At 38.0% G+C, this 17,673-nt stretch carries 16 protein-coding genes; 11 read left to right on the plus strand and 5 right to left on the minus strand.

Annotated features, from left to right (window positions below; translation table 11 throughout):
* Positions 1-19 precede the first annotated feature (19 nt).
* The 3 genes from uraD to CVD27_RS03675 form a co-directional block, all read right to left on the minus strand.
* The gene (uraD, locus tag CVD27_RS03665; protein ID WP_101646529.1) at positions 20-517 is read right to left on the minus strand and encodes a 2-oxo-4-hydroxy-4-carboxy-5-ureidoimidazoline decarboxylase; all 498 of its coding nucleotides are present in this window, start codon (positions 515-517) and stop codon (positions 20-22) included.
* 17 nt (positions 518-534) lie between these two features.
* Positions 535-1,860 carry a nucleobase:cation symporter-2 family protein gene (locus CVD27_RS03670; protein ID WP_101646530.1) on the minus strand — a complete coding sequence of 442 codons (1,326 nt, stop codon included), beginning with the start codon at positions 1,858-1,860 and terminating at the stop codon, positions 535-537.
* Positions 1,861-2,065: 205 nt separating this feature from the next.
* Complete coding sequence (locus CVD27_RS03675; protein ID WP_101646531.1) at positions 2,066-3,667, minus strand: PucR family transcriptional regulator; 1,602 nt, start codon at positions 3,665-3,667, stop codon at positions 2,066-2,068.
* A gap of 200 nt (positions 3,668-3,867) precedes the next feature.
* On the opposite strand from CVD27_RS03675, the gene allC reads away from it, so the two are divergent.
* The 9 genes from allC to CVD27_RS03720 all read left to right on the plus strand — a co-directional run bounded on the left by allC (position 3,868) and on the right by CVD27_RS03720 (position 13,075).
* Positions 3,868-5,115, plus strand: coding sequence for an allantoate deiminase (allC, locus tag CVD27_RS03680; RefSeq protein WP_101646532.1), 1,248 nt, complete (start codon positions 3,868-3,870; stop codon positions 5,113-5,115).
* A gap of 15 nt (positions 5,116-5,130) precedes the next feature.
* A complete protein-coding gene (locus CVD27_RS03685) occupies positions 5,131-6,393 on the plus strand; it encodes a pyridoxal-phosphate-dependent aminotransferase family protein (RefSeq protein ID WP_101646533.1) in 1,263 nt (420 codons plus the stop codon).
* 179 nt (positions 6,394-6,572) lie between these two features.
* Positions 6,573-7,370, plus strand: a complete 798-nt coding sequence (locus CVD27_RS03690; RefSeq protein WP_101646534.1) for a hypothetical protein — start codon at positions 6,573-6,575, stop codon at positions 7,368-7,370.
* Between the two features lie 198 nt (positions 7,371-7,568).
* Entirely contained in the window at positions 7,569-8,756 is a 1,188-nt protein-coding gene (locus tag CVD27_RS03695; RefSeq protein WP_101646535.1) for a MalY/PatB family protein, read from the plus strand.
* An 81-nt stretch (positions 8,757-8,837) separates the two neighbouring features.
* Complete coding sequence (locus tag CVD27_RS03700; protein ID WP_180960134.1) at positions 8,838-9,776, plus strand: carbohydrate kinase family protein; 939 nt, start codon at positions 8,838-8,840, stop codon at positions 9,774-9,776.
* A gap of 147 nt (positions 9,777-9,923) precedes the next feature.
* Positions 9,924-10,586 carry a 7-cyano-7-deazaguanine synthase QueC gene (gene queC / locus CVD27_RS03705; RefSeq protein WP_101646537.1) on the plus strand — a complete coding sequence of 221 codons (663 nt, stop codon included), beginning with the start codon at positions 9,924-9,926 and terminating at the stop codon, positions 10,584-10,586.
* A gap of 4 nt (positions 10,587-10,590) precedes the next feature.
* On the plus strand, positions 10,591-11,073 hold the full coding sequence (gene queD, locus CVD27_RS03710) for a 6-carboxytetrahydropterin synthase QueD (protein ID WP_101646538.1): 483 nt from the start codon (positions 10,591-10,593) through the stop codon (positions 11,071-11,073).
* On the plus strand, positions 11,066-11,782 hold the full coding sequence (queE, locus tag CVD27_RS03715; RefSeq protein WP_101646539.1) for a 7-carboxy-7-deazaguanine synthase QueE: 717 nt from the start codon (positions 11,066-11,068) through the stop codon (positions 11,780-11,782). Before queD ends, queE begins: the two co-directional genes overlap by 8 nt.
* 168 nt (positions 11,783-11,950) lie before the next feature.
* Complete coding sequence (locus CVD27_RS03720; protein WP_101646540.1) at positions 11,951-13,075, plus strand: NAD(P)/FAD-dependent oxidoreductase; 1,125 nt, start codon at positions 11,951-11,953, stop codon at positions 13,073-13,075.
* Between the two features lie 53 nt (positions 13,076-13,128).
* Here the strand turns inward: CVD27_RS03720 and CVD27_RS03725 are convergent, their stop codons facing one another.
* The gene (locus CVD27_RS03725) at positions 13,129-14,622 is read right to left on the minus strand and encodes a sodium:solute symporter family protein (protein ID WP_101646541.1); all 1,494 of its coding nucleotides are present in this window, start codon (positions 14,620-14,622) and stop codon (positions 13,129-13,131) included.
* The gene (locus CVD27_RS03730; RefSeq protein ID WP_101646542.1) at positions 14,622-14,825 is read right to left on the minus strand and encodes a DUF3311 domain-containing protein; all 204 of its coding nucleotides are present in this window, start codon (positions 14,823-14,825) and stop codon (positions 14,622-14,624) included. The genes CVD27_RS03725 and CVD27_RS03730 overlap by 1 nt, the downstream gene beginning before the upstream one ends.
* A 249-nt stretch (positions 14,826-15,074) precedes the next feature.
* Between CVD27_RS03730 and CVD27_RS03735 the strand changes: the two genes are divergently transcribed.
* Positions 15,075-15,683 carry a TetR/AcrR family transcriptional regulator gene (locus CVD27_RS03735; protein WP_101646543.1) on the plus strand — a complete coding sequence of 203 codons (609 nt, stop codon included), beginning with the start codon at positions 15,075-15,077 and terminating at the stop codon, positions 15,681-15,683.
* Positions 15,684-15,696: 13 nt separating this feature from the next.
* Positions 15,697-17,523: an ATP-dependent zinc metalloprotease FtsH gene (gene ftsH / locus CVD27_RS03740; RefSeq protein ID WP_101646544.1), complete on the plus strand. Its 1,827-nt coding sequence runs from the start codon at positions 15,697-15,699 to the stop codon at positions 17,521-17,523.
* Positions 17,524-17,673 lie beyond the last annotated feature (150 nt).

The raw sequence follows: 17,673 nt of genomic DNA on the forward strand, positions 1-17,673 counted from the left end.
AGTATTTTAAGGACAAATATTAAACAGTAATTTTCTCTTCTAAACGAAGTAGGGCAATTTTATAAATCTCGGATAGGGCAGTTTCAAATTCTATTTCTTTCGAATGATGTACTCGTTCTTTCATCGCTACGTATATTTGCTCCTTGTTTTTTCCTCGAACTGCCAGAATAAAGGGAAAACCAAATTTGTTCATATATTCTTGATTCATGGAGATAAATTGGTTGTATTCTTCTGGTGTAAGACTTTGTAATCCCGCTCCTTTTTGTTCCTGAATGGAATCAACCGTCATGGCAGCCCGATTGCCTAAGTTCGGGTGTGCTTTAATCAGGGCCAATTTCTGTTCGTAAGAGGAGTTTTCAACAATCTTAACCAATTCCTGATGCAAGTGATAAAGAGAGGTAAAGGGTTTTAAACCTGCAGCTTTTTCAGTAATCCATGGTGAATGTTCAAAGACTCCACCAGCTATTTCCATAAATTGTTCGTGAGTGGTATCGTTAATATTCTTAATCGTGTACATGATCCTATTTCCTTTCCTTACAAGCCTTTTACGTTGGATGCTAGTGGTGAATCTGAGACAACTTTTAAGGAATTCTTGGTTCCTTTGCTTAGTACAATGTTCAAAATAATGGCGCTAAGGCTTCCTGTGATAATTCCATCCCCAACAAGAATCCGAAGTGTTTCTGGAAGGACTTTAAACAATTCAGGTACGACAGTGGAACCAAGGCCTAATGAAATAGAACAGGCAATAATTAAGAGATTATTATTATCAGAGAAGTCCACCCGGCTAAGCATTCTTATGCCGGAAGAAACGACCATTCCAAACATAATGACGGTTGCACCGCCTAAAATCGCTGTAGGAATAATCGTAGCCAATGCGGCGATTTTAGGAATAAGTCCTAAGCCGATTAAAATGAGACCAGCAGCGATTGTCACACTTCTTTTTTTGATGCCTGATAGTTGAACGAGGCCAACGTTTTGTGCAAAGGTACTGTAGGGAAAGGCATTAAACAGACCGCCAAGAGTAAAGGCAATTCCTTCTGTACGATATCCGCGAACGATGTCTTTTTCAGACAGTTCTTTTCCAGTTATTTTTCCTAAAGCGAGGAAAGCGCCGGTTGATTCAACAAGAATAACGGTACCGACAATGATCATCGTTAACATTGGAACGATTTCAAATGTTGGTACACCGAAGTAAAATGGAGTTGGGATACGGAACCATGAAGCATCTGCTACAGGTTGAAGGTTCACTTTCCCCATCAAAGCAGCTGCAATGGTTCCTGCGATAATTCCAAGTAAAACGGAAATGGCACGCATGAAGCCTGTAAAGAAACGATTCATCAATAAAATAAAGGCAAGGACACCGAAGGAAAGAATTAAGTTTTCTGCAGAACCAAATTCAGGGCTTGATGCGCCCCCGCCCATGTTCTTAATGCCCGTTGGGATGAGTGACAAACCGATAATGATTACAACTGTGCCTGTTACCACAGGCGGGAAAAGTTTTAGGAGTTTTCCATAAACATTGGCAAATAGAATGATAAATATCCCTGCAGCAATAATTGAACCGTAGATAGCTGTTATCCCATAATTGGTTCCGATGGTAATCATAGGGGATACGGCGACAAAGGAGGTTCCTAATACAACCGGAAGTCCGATTCCAATATATTTATTATTGATGGATTGCAGTAATGTGGCGATACCGCAAGTAAGCAAGTCAATAGCTATTAGGAATGCTTGCTGGTGTGGCGTGAATTTTAATGCGCCGCCCACGATAAGAGGGACAAGAATAGCCCCTGCATACATTGCTAGTACATGCTGTAGACCTAGTGAGAAAATTTTTGGTTTTCCGATTCTTTCGTTCATAAGTAAATCCTCCCTTAATCAAGTTTTGGTGATGTTATAAAATATAACACGACGTGTTAGTAATAGTTACATGATAATCAATTAACCATATACTGTCATTGTTTAAAATAACTAAAAATTCTGATTTGATCTATTCATTGTGAACAAAAATAAAAAACTCAAGCAATTCTTTGTTAGGAGAGCTGCTTGAGTTTTGGTATCTTTGTCATTTTTCTATTAAAGATTTGATCCGAAGAGCGAGTCTGATTTGTAAGGTTGTTTCGGGGTCTTTTAAACTTTTTCCGAGGATCTCTTCACATTTTTCAATACGGTAAACAACCGTATTACGATGAACGAATAACCGTTTAGCTGTTTCGGAGATTTGGCAGTGTGTTTCTAAATAGACTAATAGAGTCTCCAACAAGGATTGTTCTTCCTCTATTTTTGTCTCTTTAAAACCTTCTAGTGCAAAGGCATAAAAATTTCGTAAATCTTCTTGTGGTATTTGACGCATTAGTTCCATAATGTCCTTCGTGTGATAGGTTTGTATGTACTCTTTTTTCTTTGAAAGTTTTCCTTGTGATAGGGCATCGACTGCTTCTTTATAAGCACTTTTGGTTTGTAAGAAATTCTGACATAAGGTGCTGACTCCGAAAGAGATGGTATTTCCGAAGTAGCTTGATACTCTGTTTTGGAGTTCGATCAGGTTTGATTCTACATAAGTTCCAGGGTTCATACGATCTTCATGGACTTCAAATAACAAAATGCATGATTCGCCCTTTTTGAAAAAATGAATACCGTGCTTTTTGGTCGATAATTCACCTTCAATGAAATCATATAAATCATCTGCCTTTTCATGTTGTTGCGTATAAGTGGGGTGATGAAGTTCTCCGTCTATTTTTCCGACCGCGCAAATATACATTTGGTTGTTTTGTAATGAAAATTCTGCTGCACGGCCAGTAATTTCGTCTTGTGATGATAATGTGCCGTCTAAAAAGTGAAGAAAAAAATCATTGCGAATACTTCGGTCGTGCTGCCTGAGTGCGTTTTCCTTTATAAGAGAAAAGGAAATCACATTCGCTGCTTGTTCAATGGTTAATAAGGTAAATTGATCTGTTTTTTTTATCTCTCCTATAATAATAAGAAAGCCATATTTCTTTTCACTGATATGGACAGGGAAAAGGGTGAAATCTTGTTTTGAGGCAATGGTTGTTAATGAAATGGGAGATATTTTTGTTGGAGGAATTGATATCCCGTCTAAAAGTGAATGAAAATCCAGTTCTGTAATTGGTTGAGAAATAGGTTTCATATGCTGATCAATTAATTGGACTGGCCGATTAATCATCTTAGATAGATCTTGTAACAATAATTGAATCCCTTTTCCTTGCATAATAATGTTTGTAAATTGTTTGTGTGTTTCAAGAACCAGTTTTAATTCAGCTGCTCTTTTATCCAAGATTGTTTGGAAGGTAAAGTTTACGATTTGTCCTAATGATAATTCTAATGGAAGTTCAATAATAGGTAAGGTCAACTGATCAGCTAAGCTTATTACTTCTGCCGGGACTTCATTTAAAAAACGTTTGGTTTTAATTCCCAATCCCGCGCACCCTTGTTCGGCCATTGCGGTTACTAGTTCGCTTAACATGTGAGGATGATCCTTCAGGTGGTAGGCGGTTGTGACAAGGAACTCATTCTTATTTAAGAACTGGATGATATCAGGTGCATCCATCATATTGACTGATTCCACTTCCCGGTCTTTTCCGGCCTTTCCGGCAATTATTCGCATTCCTGCAAGTTGAGGAATAGTTAAGAGTTCAAAGATTTTCATTAGATACACTCCTGTGCGTTAGAAAATATTACGTCAATACGTTATATGTATATTTGTCTATTGTAGCAGATTTTAGTTATTTTGCATAAAAAATTAAGAAAATTTTTACTTATCTGCTAATGAAGTTGGTTAGTTATAATTGTAAACTATGACTATAACAATTTATGTTATTAAAACTGACATTATAAGGAGCGAAGTAAATGGCCATTCAAGTGAATAAACAGTTGTTGGAAAAAGGTCAAGTCGGAGCTATGATTGAATGGCTTGCTTCATTTGGGCAGACAGAAAATGGCGGAGTCACGAGACTTTTGTATTCTCCTGCTTGGCAGGAAGCACAGTATGCATTAAAAAATATCATGGATCAAATGAAGCTTGATACGTATTTTGATCGTGTTGGAAATTTATTTGGAAGGTTACAAGGCACAAACCCCAATTTGAAAACCATACTGACGGGTTCGCATATTGATACTGTCGTCGACGGTGGTAAATATGATGGGGCCTACGGCATTATAGCGAGTTTAATAGCTGCGGCTAGATTATTTAATCAATATGGATATCCTAAGAAAACGATTGAAGTGGTCTCCTTATGTGAGGAGGAAGGGAGCCGATTTCCTTTAACCTTTTGGGGGTCAAGAAATATCACTGGTGATTATAATCTTGTACAAGTGGAAAATGTACTTGATGGAGAAGGAGTTTCATTTTTGGATGCGATGAAGAATGCCGGTTTTGACCCTGATACGTATGTATCCCCAGTTCGGCATGATATTGAACGTTTTGTAGAAATTCATATTGAGCAGGGGATGGTTTTAGAAAAAAATGAGAAGCAAATTGGCCTTGTGACCCATATTGTGGGACAACGCCGTTATTCTATTCAAGTTTATGGAGAAAGTAACCATGCAGGCACGACACCGATGCAGTATAGAAAAGACGCAGTCAGTACAGCTTCCCAGCTGATTTCTTTTTTAACAAAGAAAACAGAGGAAGTAGACACGCGTCTTGTGGCTACCGTTGGCAAGTTAACGGTGAAACCCAATGTACCAAATGTAGTTGCCGGCAAAGTTGAATTTACTTTAGATATTCGACACCACGAAGAAAAGGTTATTGAGCAATATTGTAATGAAATTTTTAATGAATTTAAGCGTTTTACAAATGCATTGGATATGGAAGTATCGATTTCACAGTGGATGGACGTCATGCCTGTTAGGATGGATGAACAAATGACTTTATTGGCGAAAGAGATTGCAGAGGAAAGAAAGTTGCTGTATCAAGAAATGATCTCGGGTGCCGGACATGATGCCCAAGTATTTGGGAAAATTTACCCAACTTCTTTATTATTTGTTCCAAGTCAAAAGGGGATAAGTCATTCACCTTGTGAATTAACAAGTCTGAAAGATTTGGAAGCTGGGATTGATTTGTTAACCGAATTTTTATATAAATTAGCCTATTAAAGGGAGATGAAAGATATGGTCTTTTCTGAGCTGTTTGCACCTTCTCGAACCATTATGACTCCGGGACCAGTTGAAGTGGACCCTCGTGTATTACGTGCCATGAGCACGCCTATTTTAGGACAATTTGATCCTGCATTTACAAATATTATGAACCAAGTGATGGAAATGCTTCGCCAAGTCTTTCAGACAAAGAATCGTTGGGCTTTTCCAATTGATGGGACATCACGTTCAGGAAATGAAGCGATATTATGCAGTATCATTGAACCAGGTGATCGAGTGTTTGTTCCTATTTATGGAAGGTTCGGGCATTTGTTAGTAGAAATTTGCGAAAGATATGGAGCCGAAGTTCATTCGATGGAATGCCCCTGGGGAGAGGTATTCGATCCGCAAATGGTTATTGATGAAATGAATAAGGTAAAGCCTAAAATTGTTGCGATTGTTCATGGAGAAACATCCACTGGAAGAATGCAGCCTCTTAAGGAAATCGGTAAGGCTTGCCGAGAAGGAGACATTTTACTTGTGGTTGATGCGGTTGCTTCCATTGGTGGAGTCCAGATCAAAACCGATGAATGGTACATTGATGGGATGATCGGCGGTACACAAAAATGTTTATCGGTTCCTTCTGGCATGGCACCTATCACTTATAATGAACGAATTGAAAATATTTTATCAGCTCGTAAAAAGGTGGAGCGTGGGATTGCCACAGAGGAGGATTTGCAATTTTCCCGCAGTAGACAAGCAATTGCCAGCAATTACTTTGACTTAAGTATGCTCCAAGATTATTGGGGGCCAAGAAGACTCAATCATCATACTGAGGCCACATCGATGATTTATGCTTTGCATGAAGGTTTACGGCTTATTTTAGCAGAAGGGCTTGAACAGCGATTTGAGCGCCATAAGCTGCATGAAAAAGCATTGATTGCCGGACTCGAGGCGATGGGTCTTAGTCTTTTCGGTGATCCTAAACATAAACTGCCGTGTGTAACCTGTGTAGAAATTCCAAAAGATGTGGATGGAGAATCTGTCCGGAACATGCTGCTTGAACAATTTAGTATTGAAATTGCCTCTTCCTTTGGTCCATTACATGGAAAGATCTGGCGGATTGGTACGATGGGCTATAGCTGTCGAAAAGAAAATATCCTTTCTGTATTGGGTGCATTAGAAGCAGTGTTGATTCGTCACGGTGTAAATGTTCATAGAGGAGCAGCATTACAAGCGGCTTTGGATGTATACAATGTAGAACGTTTGGCAGATTTTTCGTTTAAAAAGTTATCCTAAAATTAACTCTATGTCAAAAGTGAGCAGAATAGCGTTTTGATGCATAATAATCATCTTTCTATTTGTGGACATGGTTTGTACTCATGTCCACTTTTGTTTGACAATATTTTTAAACCTAGAGCTTTGTCCCATTCCATTTCTTTTCCAGCGAATATGATTTATAAAGGCAGGTGAGAGAGATGTATTTAGTTGGTTTTTATTCTCCAAAGGCAAAATCAGGGGTAACTGAGTTGTCTGTTTCCATTTATCATTGGCTTAAAACAAACACTAATTTATCCGTAGCATTCATTTCTTATGGCTCCTTAGAAAGAGAAAATACTTCGAATGAACTCATCCATGAATTTTCCAAGTTATCCGTTTCCGAACAAAAGCGAAAAGTAAAACAAATGAAGAAAGCTCATGATATTACGATATATGATGCTTCCAGTCAATTATCAGAAGGGGTTTTAAGGCTTTTACCGATCGTTGACCGATTATTTGTAGTAGGGGAAGAACATAATGAATTTGCCTATAAGCTCCAGCAAATCATCCAATTTGATAAAATTTTTGATAAAAACGTGAAGAGCTTTATTTCCCATTTAAGAGGGAATAAAACGTTCATCCTTCAAGAAAGTAAGGACAACCGTGTTATTGGATTTAATTATTCCAAACAGGAAACAGATGATATTGGACAAATGATTTATACTGATTATGTAACACATTACTTAAATGAAAAGTTAATAGATAAAAATGAAAGAGTTTTCAGAAAGATTAAGAAAATACCCAAAGAAGATCTATTTAATGGATTATATGAATTAGGAATAGATTTTGAAAAGGCTATGCTATATGAAAGGTATGTTTTTTTACGAGAACTCATGGGCCAAGCCTACGAAGAAGCACTAGAAGACCTCTTCCCACTATTCATGCACACACCCTACACGGAAATCCTAGACAAATTACAAGCCGAACTCTACATGATCTCCAAACTCAATTTCTAACGTAGAAAAGTGAATAACAGTGCCTGTCACCATTAGTACTGCCAGGATAGTTATTATCCTGGTAGGATTTATATAAAAGTAAGTGATTTAAATGGAAAATTTCGCTACGGTAGGTTACGATTTGAGTAAGATACAAATTATATGAAATACATGATGACTTAAGTTCACACATCTATTCGACGACGAAGGGTGATATGCATGAAATACAATTTTGATGAAACTGTTAATCGGAGAGGCACTTATTCCATCAAATGGGATGGCGGTGACATGATTAAGAAGATGGGTCTTACGGACCGATATGATGAAGAGACCATCCCATTGTTTACAGCAGACATGGATTTACCTGTACCACAGCCCTTAATTGATGCCTTACATAAGACCGTTGATCATCGAATTTTCGGTTACTCCATCTTTCCTGCTGAGTATTTTGAAGCGATCCAACACTGGTTTAAAAAGAGACATGATTGGGATATCAAAAAGGAAGAGATTATCTACAGTCCCGGTACGGTCCATGCCTTAAACATTGCGGTTAGAGCCTATACCAATCCAGGTGAAGGAATCATTATACAACGCCCAGTTTATCCACCTTTTACTGCAGCCATTAAAGCTAACGACAGGGAGCTATTGAATAATGCGCTCACATGTGATGAAGAGGGATATTATCACATTGATTTTGAGGATTTTGAAGAAAAAGCAAAAGATGACAACACCAAAATGTTCATTTTATGTAACCCTCATAACCCAACAGGAAGGATCTTTACGAAGGAAGAACTTCGCAAATTATCAGATATATGCGCGAAACATAATGTGCTGATTGTAGCTGACGAAATCCACGGCGATTTAATTCGTCAGAACCAGACCTTTATACCAATCGCGAAGGTAGCAGAGAATGCTGACCATATTATCACTTTTACAGCGATCAACAAAACGTTCAACCTTGCCGGACTTCATTGTACGAATGTCATAATCTCTAATCCTAAGCATCGCACCACATTCAGCCGTGTGATGGGAAACCATTTACCATCACCATTTACCGTTTCAGCCTTGATATCTGTCTACCATGATGGGGAAGAATGGCTCGAGCAGTTGAAAGACTATATTGATGGAACGATGGAATGGGTTGTACAATTCTTAGCGGAAAATATGCCGAAGGTTAAAGTGCGGATCCCAGAGGGAACCTATATTATGTGGATGGACTTTAGCGGGTATGGCTTAACCCCAGAAGAGGTACATGACCGCATCTATAATAAAGCGAATGTCATTCTTGAAGATGGAAAAATGTTTGGTGAAGAGGGAAGCGACTATCAAAGAATTTGTATTCCGTCACCTCGTCCAATGATCAAAGAAGCGTTTGAAAGAATTGCTAAAGAATTTTCAGATATGTAGAGATTTAAGAATCCCATTCCTTAAAGATATAGTATAGGGGTGGGTTCTTATTTTTATTTGTATAAATAAAGGAGAAGTATGTTGAAAAAGCAAGGGGTTATTTCACTAGGAGAAGCATTTGTCGATTACGTTGCAGTCGATTCTAAAAATACAAAATTTCAACGATTGTTAGGTGGAGCAACTGTTAACGTAGCTGCAGGTACTAGCAGGCTTGGAATTTCAACCTATTATTTGTGTAAATTAGGTGATGATGAGATCAGTCAATTTGTTGAACAAGAGCTTATGAAAGAAGGAGTTCATACCGAATTCTCAGTTCATACAGCCACAAAGAAAGTATGCGGTGTCTATGTTCACACGAATGAAGACGGGGAGCGTTTTTTTCACTCCTATATAAATGAGACTCCAGATGAAGTTTTGACAGCAGAAGAGCTTAGAAAAGAAATATTCGAACAAACAAAGATTTTTTATTTTGGTTCGGGTACCCTTTTTCTTGACCAAGCAAAGGTGACAACCGAAACCTCATTAAAATATGCCAAGGAATCTGGCCAAATTATCGCATTTGATACTAATATACGACTGAAACGCTGGGCGACCGAGGAAAAATGCAGAAATACGATTACTTATTTTCTTAAAGAAGCAGATATTGTTAAAATGGCGGAGGATGAATTGTATTTTCTTACTAAAACTGATTCCTTTGAAGAAGGGTTAAATAAATTATCATCCTTGAAAATTCCTTATCTGTTTATAACAATGGGCGGGAAGGGGGCTTACGGTGTTATGAGTGGAGAGAAAGTTTTCGTACCGGCTCCGAAAGTAAATGCTGTTGATACCACTGGCGCTGGCGACGCTTTTATGGCCGCTTTATTATACTGCTTTCATGAACAAGGGAAACCAATCAATCCATCTCAATTAACAAAGTATCTTCATTTCGCCAATCAAGTTGGAGCGGCTGCTACAACTAAAATAGGCTCTTTAACTGCTGACTTAAATTTTGATGCGCTAAAAAAGCCATTTCAATAGGTACCATTTTTTTATTCTTTATGATATTATTCTAGTATTGAAATTTTATTGTAGAGGTTCTAGTCCCCCTCGTTAAAAAAACTAAGATGAAGCAGCACTTCTATCTTGGGGTGCTGTTTTTTCTATTTGAAAGGAGAATTCCTTAGTATGCTAAAGGATGAAAAAGCAGTTGTTGTATTCAGTGGCGGCCAGGATAGCACCACTTGTTTATTTTGGGCGTTAAAACAATTTAAAGAAGTAGAAGTTGTAACATTTGATTATAATCAAAGGCATCGTTTAGAAATTGAATGTGCCAAAAATATAGCGGATGAACTTGGTGTTAGACACCATATTCTAGATATGTCATTATTAAACCAACTAGCTCCAAACGCTTTAACCCGTAATGATATAGAAGTAAAAGAAGGAGAAGACGGCGAGCTGCCATCCACTTTTGTACCAGGACGAAATCTTTTATTTATTTCATTCGCAGGGGTACTAGCGAGTCAAGTAGGTGCCAAACACATTGTAACTGGGGTGTGCGAAACTGACTTTAGTGGTTACCCTGATTGCCGGGATATCTTTATAAAATCATTAAATGTAACCTTAAACCTTTCAATGGACAAGGAATTTGTCATTCATACTCCATTAATGTGGCTCGATAAAGCAGAAACATGGCAGCTGGCTGATGAGCTTAATGCCTTGGATTTTGTAAGAGAAAAAACCTTAACCTGTTACAATGGGGTCATTGCCGACGGCTGTGGCGAATGTCCTGCTTGCCAATTAAGAAGAAAAGGCCTTGAGAAATACTTAACAACAAGAGAGGCGTTATAAATACATGTACGGTTTCCGCATTGTCGATAAACTTCAAAAAATTGAAGAGGATATTAAACCAAGTCAATTAAAATATCATCATAAAAGAGTTTTAGTGAGTAAAGAATTTACCTTTGATGCTGCACACCATTTGCATTGCTATGAAGGTAAATGCAAAAACCTTCATGGCCACACTTATAAAGTGATCTTTGGTTTAAGTGGTTTTGTAGATGAGCGTGGACTTATGATGGACTTCGGTGATATTAAAGAAATTTGGAAAAATGAGATTGAAATTTTCCTTGATCACCGTTATCTTAATGAAACCTTGCCACCGATGAATACGACCGCTGAAAATATGGTGGTATGGATTTACGAAAAAATGGATGAGGCATTAAAGCAACCGGAAAGGCAAGAACAGTATGTTGGTGCAAGAGTAGAGTTTGTTCGACTATTCGAAACACCAACAAGTTATGCCGAAGCAAGACGGGAGTGGATGGAAAATGAGTAAAATTCCCGTAATGGAAGTTTTCGGACCTACCATTCAAGGTGAAGGAATGGTCATTGGACAAAAAACAATGTTTGTTAGAACAGCCGGCTGTGATTATTCCTGCAGCTGGTGTGACTCTTCCTTTACATGGGATGGCACTGGGAAAGACAATATTCGAATGATGGAAGCAGAAGAGATTTGGGCTGAACTTAAACAAATAGGCGGAGAGAATTTTTCTTTTGTCACAATTTCAGGTGGTAATCCTGCACTATTAAAGAATTTAGATGCATTAATCGACATCCTGAAGGCTCATGATATAAAAATCGGTTTGGAAACTCAAGGAAGTAAGTGGCAGGATTGGTTTTATAAGATTGATGAGTTAACGATTTCTCCGAAACCGCCGAGTTCTACCATGGTAACTGATTTCAACATTTTAGATATGATTCTTAATCATCTGAACGAAAATAATGTCAGCTTAAAGGTCGTTGTTTTTGATGATCAAGATTATGAATATGCAAAAAAAGTCCATCTTCGTTATCCAGATGTTCCTTTTTTCGTACAGGTTGGAAATAATGATCTTACAACCACAGATAATCAAAAGCTGCTTTTACATCTATTAAATCAATATGAACATCTTATTGACAAAGTAATGGTAGACCCAGAACTTAATAATGTAAAAGTCTTACCGCAATTGCATACGTTTTTATGGGGTAATAAAAGAGGTGTTTAAAAGGGGACTGACCCACATGGCTGTTAAGCTAAAAGTGATGGGTCAGCTCTCTTTTATTTTTTTATTTAAAGCGATGTTTTGTTATAGAGTCCATGTTTCCTACTCTTCACTATTTTTGTTACTATTAGAAATGAATTACATATTGATATAATACTGAAAAGGTGACTTATGCAAAAAATTATAGTAATAGGTGCGGGGATTTTGGGAGCATCAACGGCTTATCATCTAACCAAGTATGGAGCAGAGGTTGTTTTGATTGACCGGCATGATCTTGGACAAGCTACTGACGCTGCAGCGGGAATCGTTTGTCCATGGCTTTCACAACGGAGAAATAAAGCTTGGTATCAGCTGGCAAAAGGCGGAGCACGTTATTATCCAGAATTAATCGCTCAATTAGAAGCAGATGGCGGAACCAACACAGGATATAATCGTGTAGGTGCGATTAGTCTTCATACTGATCCTAAAAAACTCGAACAAATGGCGGAACGAGCCAGAAAACGTCGGGAGGATGCACCTGAAATTGGCGAGATTACCATTTTGAGCCCTTCTGAAACAAAGAGTTTATTTCCGCCTCTCTCTGAGGAATACGGATCGGTTTATGTTAGCGGAGGTGCCCGTGTGGATGGCAGGGCTTTACGAGATGCCTTGGTAAGCGGTGCCGAAAAACATGGAACTAAGTTTATTCATGGCAACGCCTCTTTGGTTACTGAGGGAAATCGAGTTGTTGGGGTTAACCGAGAGGGAACTTTTTTGTCAGCAGACCAGGTAATCGTTACTGGGGGGGCTTGGTCAAAAAAGCTGTTAGAGCCATTAGGGATTAAGTTCTTAGTTAAGCCGCAAAAGGCACAAATTGTTCATCTTGAATTGCCTAACGTGGATACTGCTTCTTGGCCTGTCGTGATGCCAGTTACAAATCAATATATCCTTACATTTGAAAATGGAAGGGTTGTTGTTGGTTCAACACATGAAAATGAAGCCGGTTTTGACGTTCGAGTGACTGGAGGCGGGATACAGGAAATTTTGAATAAAGCTTTAGAAGTGGCGCCAGGGCTTTCGAATGGTACCTATCTTGAGACAAGAGTAGGGTTTAGACCCTTTACACCCGGTTTCTTGCCAGTAGTAGGATCATTACCTCAATATGAAGGGATATATGTTGCAAACGGACTGGGTGCTTCTGGGCTTACGAGCGGACCATACATTGGAGCCGAGCTTGCTAAGCACGTTGTAGGAAAAGAAACGGAGATAGATTTTAATTTGTATAATGTAGCAGGAGCAATGGGCGAACTAGAATAATTGAGATCATAATAGAAAAGAAAGGAGCACTCGCCCCTTTCTTTTCATATTTATTAAGCTCCTTTTTTAATCTTCAAATCACGTTGTTTGCCAAATAATTGTTCAATTACAGGATTTGATTTGTTTTTGATCTTTGACACAAACAACGGATTTAGTAAGACCGTAACAATCACATTTGCCAATAGTCCCCAGAATCCTTCATAAACACCGAAAGATTTTCCAGTCGCATAGACAGTGAAAGTAACTGTTAAACCAACCAGTAAACCTGCAATCGTCGCTTCTTTCGTTTGATTTTTCCAAAACAAACTAAACACAATGGCCGGGAAGATTTGTACCATTCCTGATACCCCTAGTAATTGTAACGAAACAAGAGCGGAAGGAAATACCATTCCAAAAACTAGAGCTAGTCCAATAACAACAAATACCATGCAACGAGTGACCAATGTTAATTTTGCTGGTTGGACCTTTGGATTAATTAGGTCGCGATAGATGTTATTAGCAAACAAATTAGATGCGCCAATGGCCATAATCGAACAAGGTATAAGTGAGGCAAGGGCAATGGTTGCATAGGCCAATCCTTGGACGACTCCACCATAAGAAACCTGAATCAAATTTAATAGAGCAAAGCGTGGATTCGTCCCCTCTGGTAGTACATGAAAGGCAACAAAACCTAGGAAAATAAGCAAGATTAATACAATATTATATAATGGAAGAAAAATGGCGTTTTTTCGAAGTGCATCCGCACTTTTCGCCGTAAATACACCTGTAGCCGCATGGGCCCACATAAATAAAGCAAGCCCCGACACCAAGGAAGCAGTCAAAAACCATGGAATCCCTTTAGGTCCAGAGGTTGGGATGGTTAGTAACTGTGGAGAATCTTTCGCTACCTTATCAATCATTGAGCCCCAGCTTCCAAAGTGCAAGATAGGAAGATTTACAACAAGGAATAACATAATCACCCAAACTAAAATGTCTTTAATAACCGCCGTATAAGTTGGCCCTTTAATACCGCTAAAAAATGTAAATAAGGCAACTAATAAAAATGACACGATAACGACAACTTTTACATTAATGATCCCTGACCCAGCGACTGTCAATGTGTCTTGAATTCCTGCTAATTGCAAATCTATGTAAGGAATGAGCATTAACACACCAACAGCTGCGATTAAGAAGGATAAAAATTTACTATTAAAACGCACTTTTGCATAATCCGCTAATGTTGTAATTTTATTGTTCTTTGAAAACTTCCATAGTTTAGGAAGGAAAAAATAAGAGATAAAGTACGCGATAATTGTATACGGAATGGCAAAGAAAGCAAGGCTGCCTCCGGTATAAGCCGTACTTGTTAAACCTAAAAAGGTGTAAGCCGTATAAAGGTCAGCCCCGACTAAGAACCAGACAAGTAAGGCTCCAAATCTTCTCCCTCCAACAGACCACTCTTCAACTGAACTCCTGTTGGTTTTATCTCTTCCGGATAAAAACCCAATTAAGACAACGCCTAAAACGATGATTCCTGTGATTAACAAAGCTGTAAGATTTCCTTGCATTACTCAGCACTTCTTTCTGTTTTTTGTAATTGGTAGATCGCAAAGTTACATAAAGGAGTGATTATCATTCCGAAAAATAACCAAAACGCTAGAAAGGGTAATCCAAAAATAATTGGCTGGATTCGGTTAACAAATGGAATGGCTGCAAGCATAAGAATAAATGGCACAATGCATAGTAAAACGATGATGGACTTTTTGCCCATTTTTATAACCCCCTGTAAAAATTTTTCAACGATAATAATAGTAACAATTATTTTAAATGAAAACAATAAAAATTTTTAGAAAATAGATAAAATTCGTGTATATTGAAATATTTATTACAATATTTTTTCGTAAACATGACAAAGTGTCATCATATTGTTTGACAAATGACACTTTGTCATCTAAACTAGTTTCATAGTGACAGGGTGTCACAAGAAATTAGTTTTTGGTTTCGATTGGAGGAGTAGCTGTTGCCCAAAATCACCTTTATAAATTTACCTGAAGAAAAAAAACAGACGTTGATTGTGGCAATGAAAAAGGAGTTTTCAAGAGTTCCGTTATATGACGCTTCAATATCCAATATTGTTAAAACTGCCAATATCCCACGAGGAAGCTTTTATCAATATTTTGAGGATAAAGAAGATGCTTTTTTTTTCTTATTAAATGATCTGGTCATGAGTATTCGGAATAACTTTGTTGTTTTACTAAAAAAATATGACGGCGATTTATTTGATACGATGATTGAATTCTATCAGCTCATTATCATGGAAGAAGAGGATGTTCATTTTCTAAAAAATGCCTTCCTAAATATGACGTATAAAATAGAATTATCTTTTTCTAAAATTTTTAGGAGCCAAGAAACGACTAAATTAAGTGATTTTCTTTCCTTACTAAATACAAGGAACTTAAATATTTCCAATCATAGGGAGTTATTTCATTTATTACAAATCATCTTTACCATCACTTTAAGAAATGTGGTTGAAAAGTTCGCCAAAGAACTACCAACAGAAGACGCTTTGGCAAATTATAAATTAGAAATGAATCTTTTAAAAAATGGATTAGCCCGTAAAGATTCATAATGGAGGAACCAACGTGAAACGAGTAAAACCACCAAAGAAACCACTGATATTCTATTATGGAATAACGATTGTTATTATATTATTATTAAACTCATTTATTTTTCCGCTGATCACGAACTACTCGGTAAAGGAGGTTGATTATGGAACCTTCTTAAACATGGTGGATAAGGGAAATGTAAAAGAGGTTGAAATTGAAGATACTACCATTACGTTTAAAGCAAAGTCTAATAATGAAACTAAGGTATATAAAACAGGGACTATAGAAGATCCTGAGATAGTAGACCGTTTGCATAATGCGGATGTTAAATTCACAAAGGTTATTCCTAAAGAAACATCACCACTTTTGAATTTCATTCTTAGCTGGATTCTGCCGTTTGCCATTTTTATAGCACTTGGACAATGGCTGACAAAGAAGATGCAAGGTAAGATCATGGGTGGAGGCGGTGGTCCTTTATCTTTTGGAAAAAGTAATGCAAAAGTATATGTAGAAAAAGAGACAGGTATTACCTTTAAAGATGTAGCTGGCCAAGATGAAGCCAAAGAGGCGCTGCAGGAGATTGTTGACTTCCTTCACAATCCAAAAAAATATAAAGAAATTGGGGCGAACATTCCAAAAGGTGCTTTATTAGTAGGACCTCCAGGAACAGGTAAAACATTACTTGCCAAAGCAGTTGCAGGAGAATCTAAAGTTCCATTCTTCTCTATGTCTGGTTCTGAGTTTGTGGAGATGTTTGTCGGCATGGGGGCTGCGAGAGTTAGAGATTTATTTAAACAGGCCCAAGAAAAGGCTCCTTGTATTGTGTTTATTGATGAAATAGATGCAATCGGGAAAAGCCGTAATTCAGGAATGCCAGGCGGTAATGATGAACGGGAACAAACCTTGAACCAGCTATTAACGGAAATGGATGGTTTTGATGCAGATAAAGGTGTGGTTATCCTAGCAGCAACAAACAGACCAGAAACACTCGATAAAGCACTTTTAAGACCTGGACGATTTGATCGAAGAGTTCCAGTGGAATTACCGGACTTAAAGGGCCGTGAATCCATCTTAAATGTCCATGCTGCTAAGGTGAAACTAGAAGAAAATGTCGACTTTAATGTTATTGCCAGGGCCACATCCGGTGCATCAGGTGCGGATCTAGCCAATATCATTAATGAGGCTGCCTTAAGAGCTGTACGACTAGGGCGTAATAAGGTAACTCAAAACGATTTGGAAGAGTCAGTTGAAGTGGTCATTGCTGGATATCAGCGCAAGAATGCCGTCATTACAATGAAAGATAAACTAACTATTTCTTATCATGAAATCGGGCATGCCTTAGTAGCGGCTAAACAAAGTCACTCGGCCCCTGTCCATAAAATCACGATCATTCCAAGAACATCCGGCGCGTTAGGTTATACCATGCAAGTGGATGAGCACGAAACAGTCTTAATGACGAAGGAACAGGCTTTGGATAAAATCACCACCTACATGGGAGGCCGTGCAGCAGAGGAGATAATCTTTAAAACGGTCACTTCTGGTGCATCCAATGATATTGAACAAGCAACAAAGATTGCCAGAGCAATGGTAACTAGATTCGGTATGAGTGAAGAGTTTGATATGATGGCTCTTGAAACCGTCAATAATCCTTATTTAGGCGGGGATACTTCGTTAATGGTTTCTGCTGAAACAGCAGCCAAAGTAGATGCAGAGATTCTAAAAATAATCAAATCTTGTCACCAAAAAGCGATTCAGATTTTAGAAGAAAATAAAGATAAATTACATGAATTAACAAAATATCTTTTAGAAAAAGAAACCATCACCGGTGACGAATTTATGTCTATATTAGTAGCAAAGTCATGATAGACACAAGAAACTGGGCAGAAAATACCCAATGGAGTTAGTTCATTCACTTTATTGGGTTTTATTTTTTGAAAATTTTAAGACCAAATTCTACCCTCATTCCCTCTCTTCATGTAGAATAGGATAATGGACAAGCGTAAATAATGAATC

Origin of the sequence: Neobacillus cucumis (genome assembly GCF_002860255.1) — a bacterium.
Lineage (GTDB): Bacteria > Bacillota > Bacilli > Bacillales > Cytobacillaceae > Neobacillus > Neobacillus cucumis_A.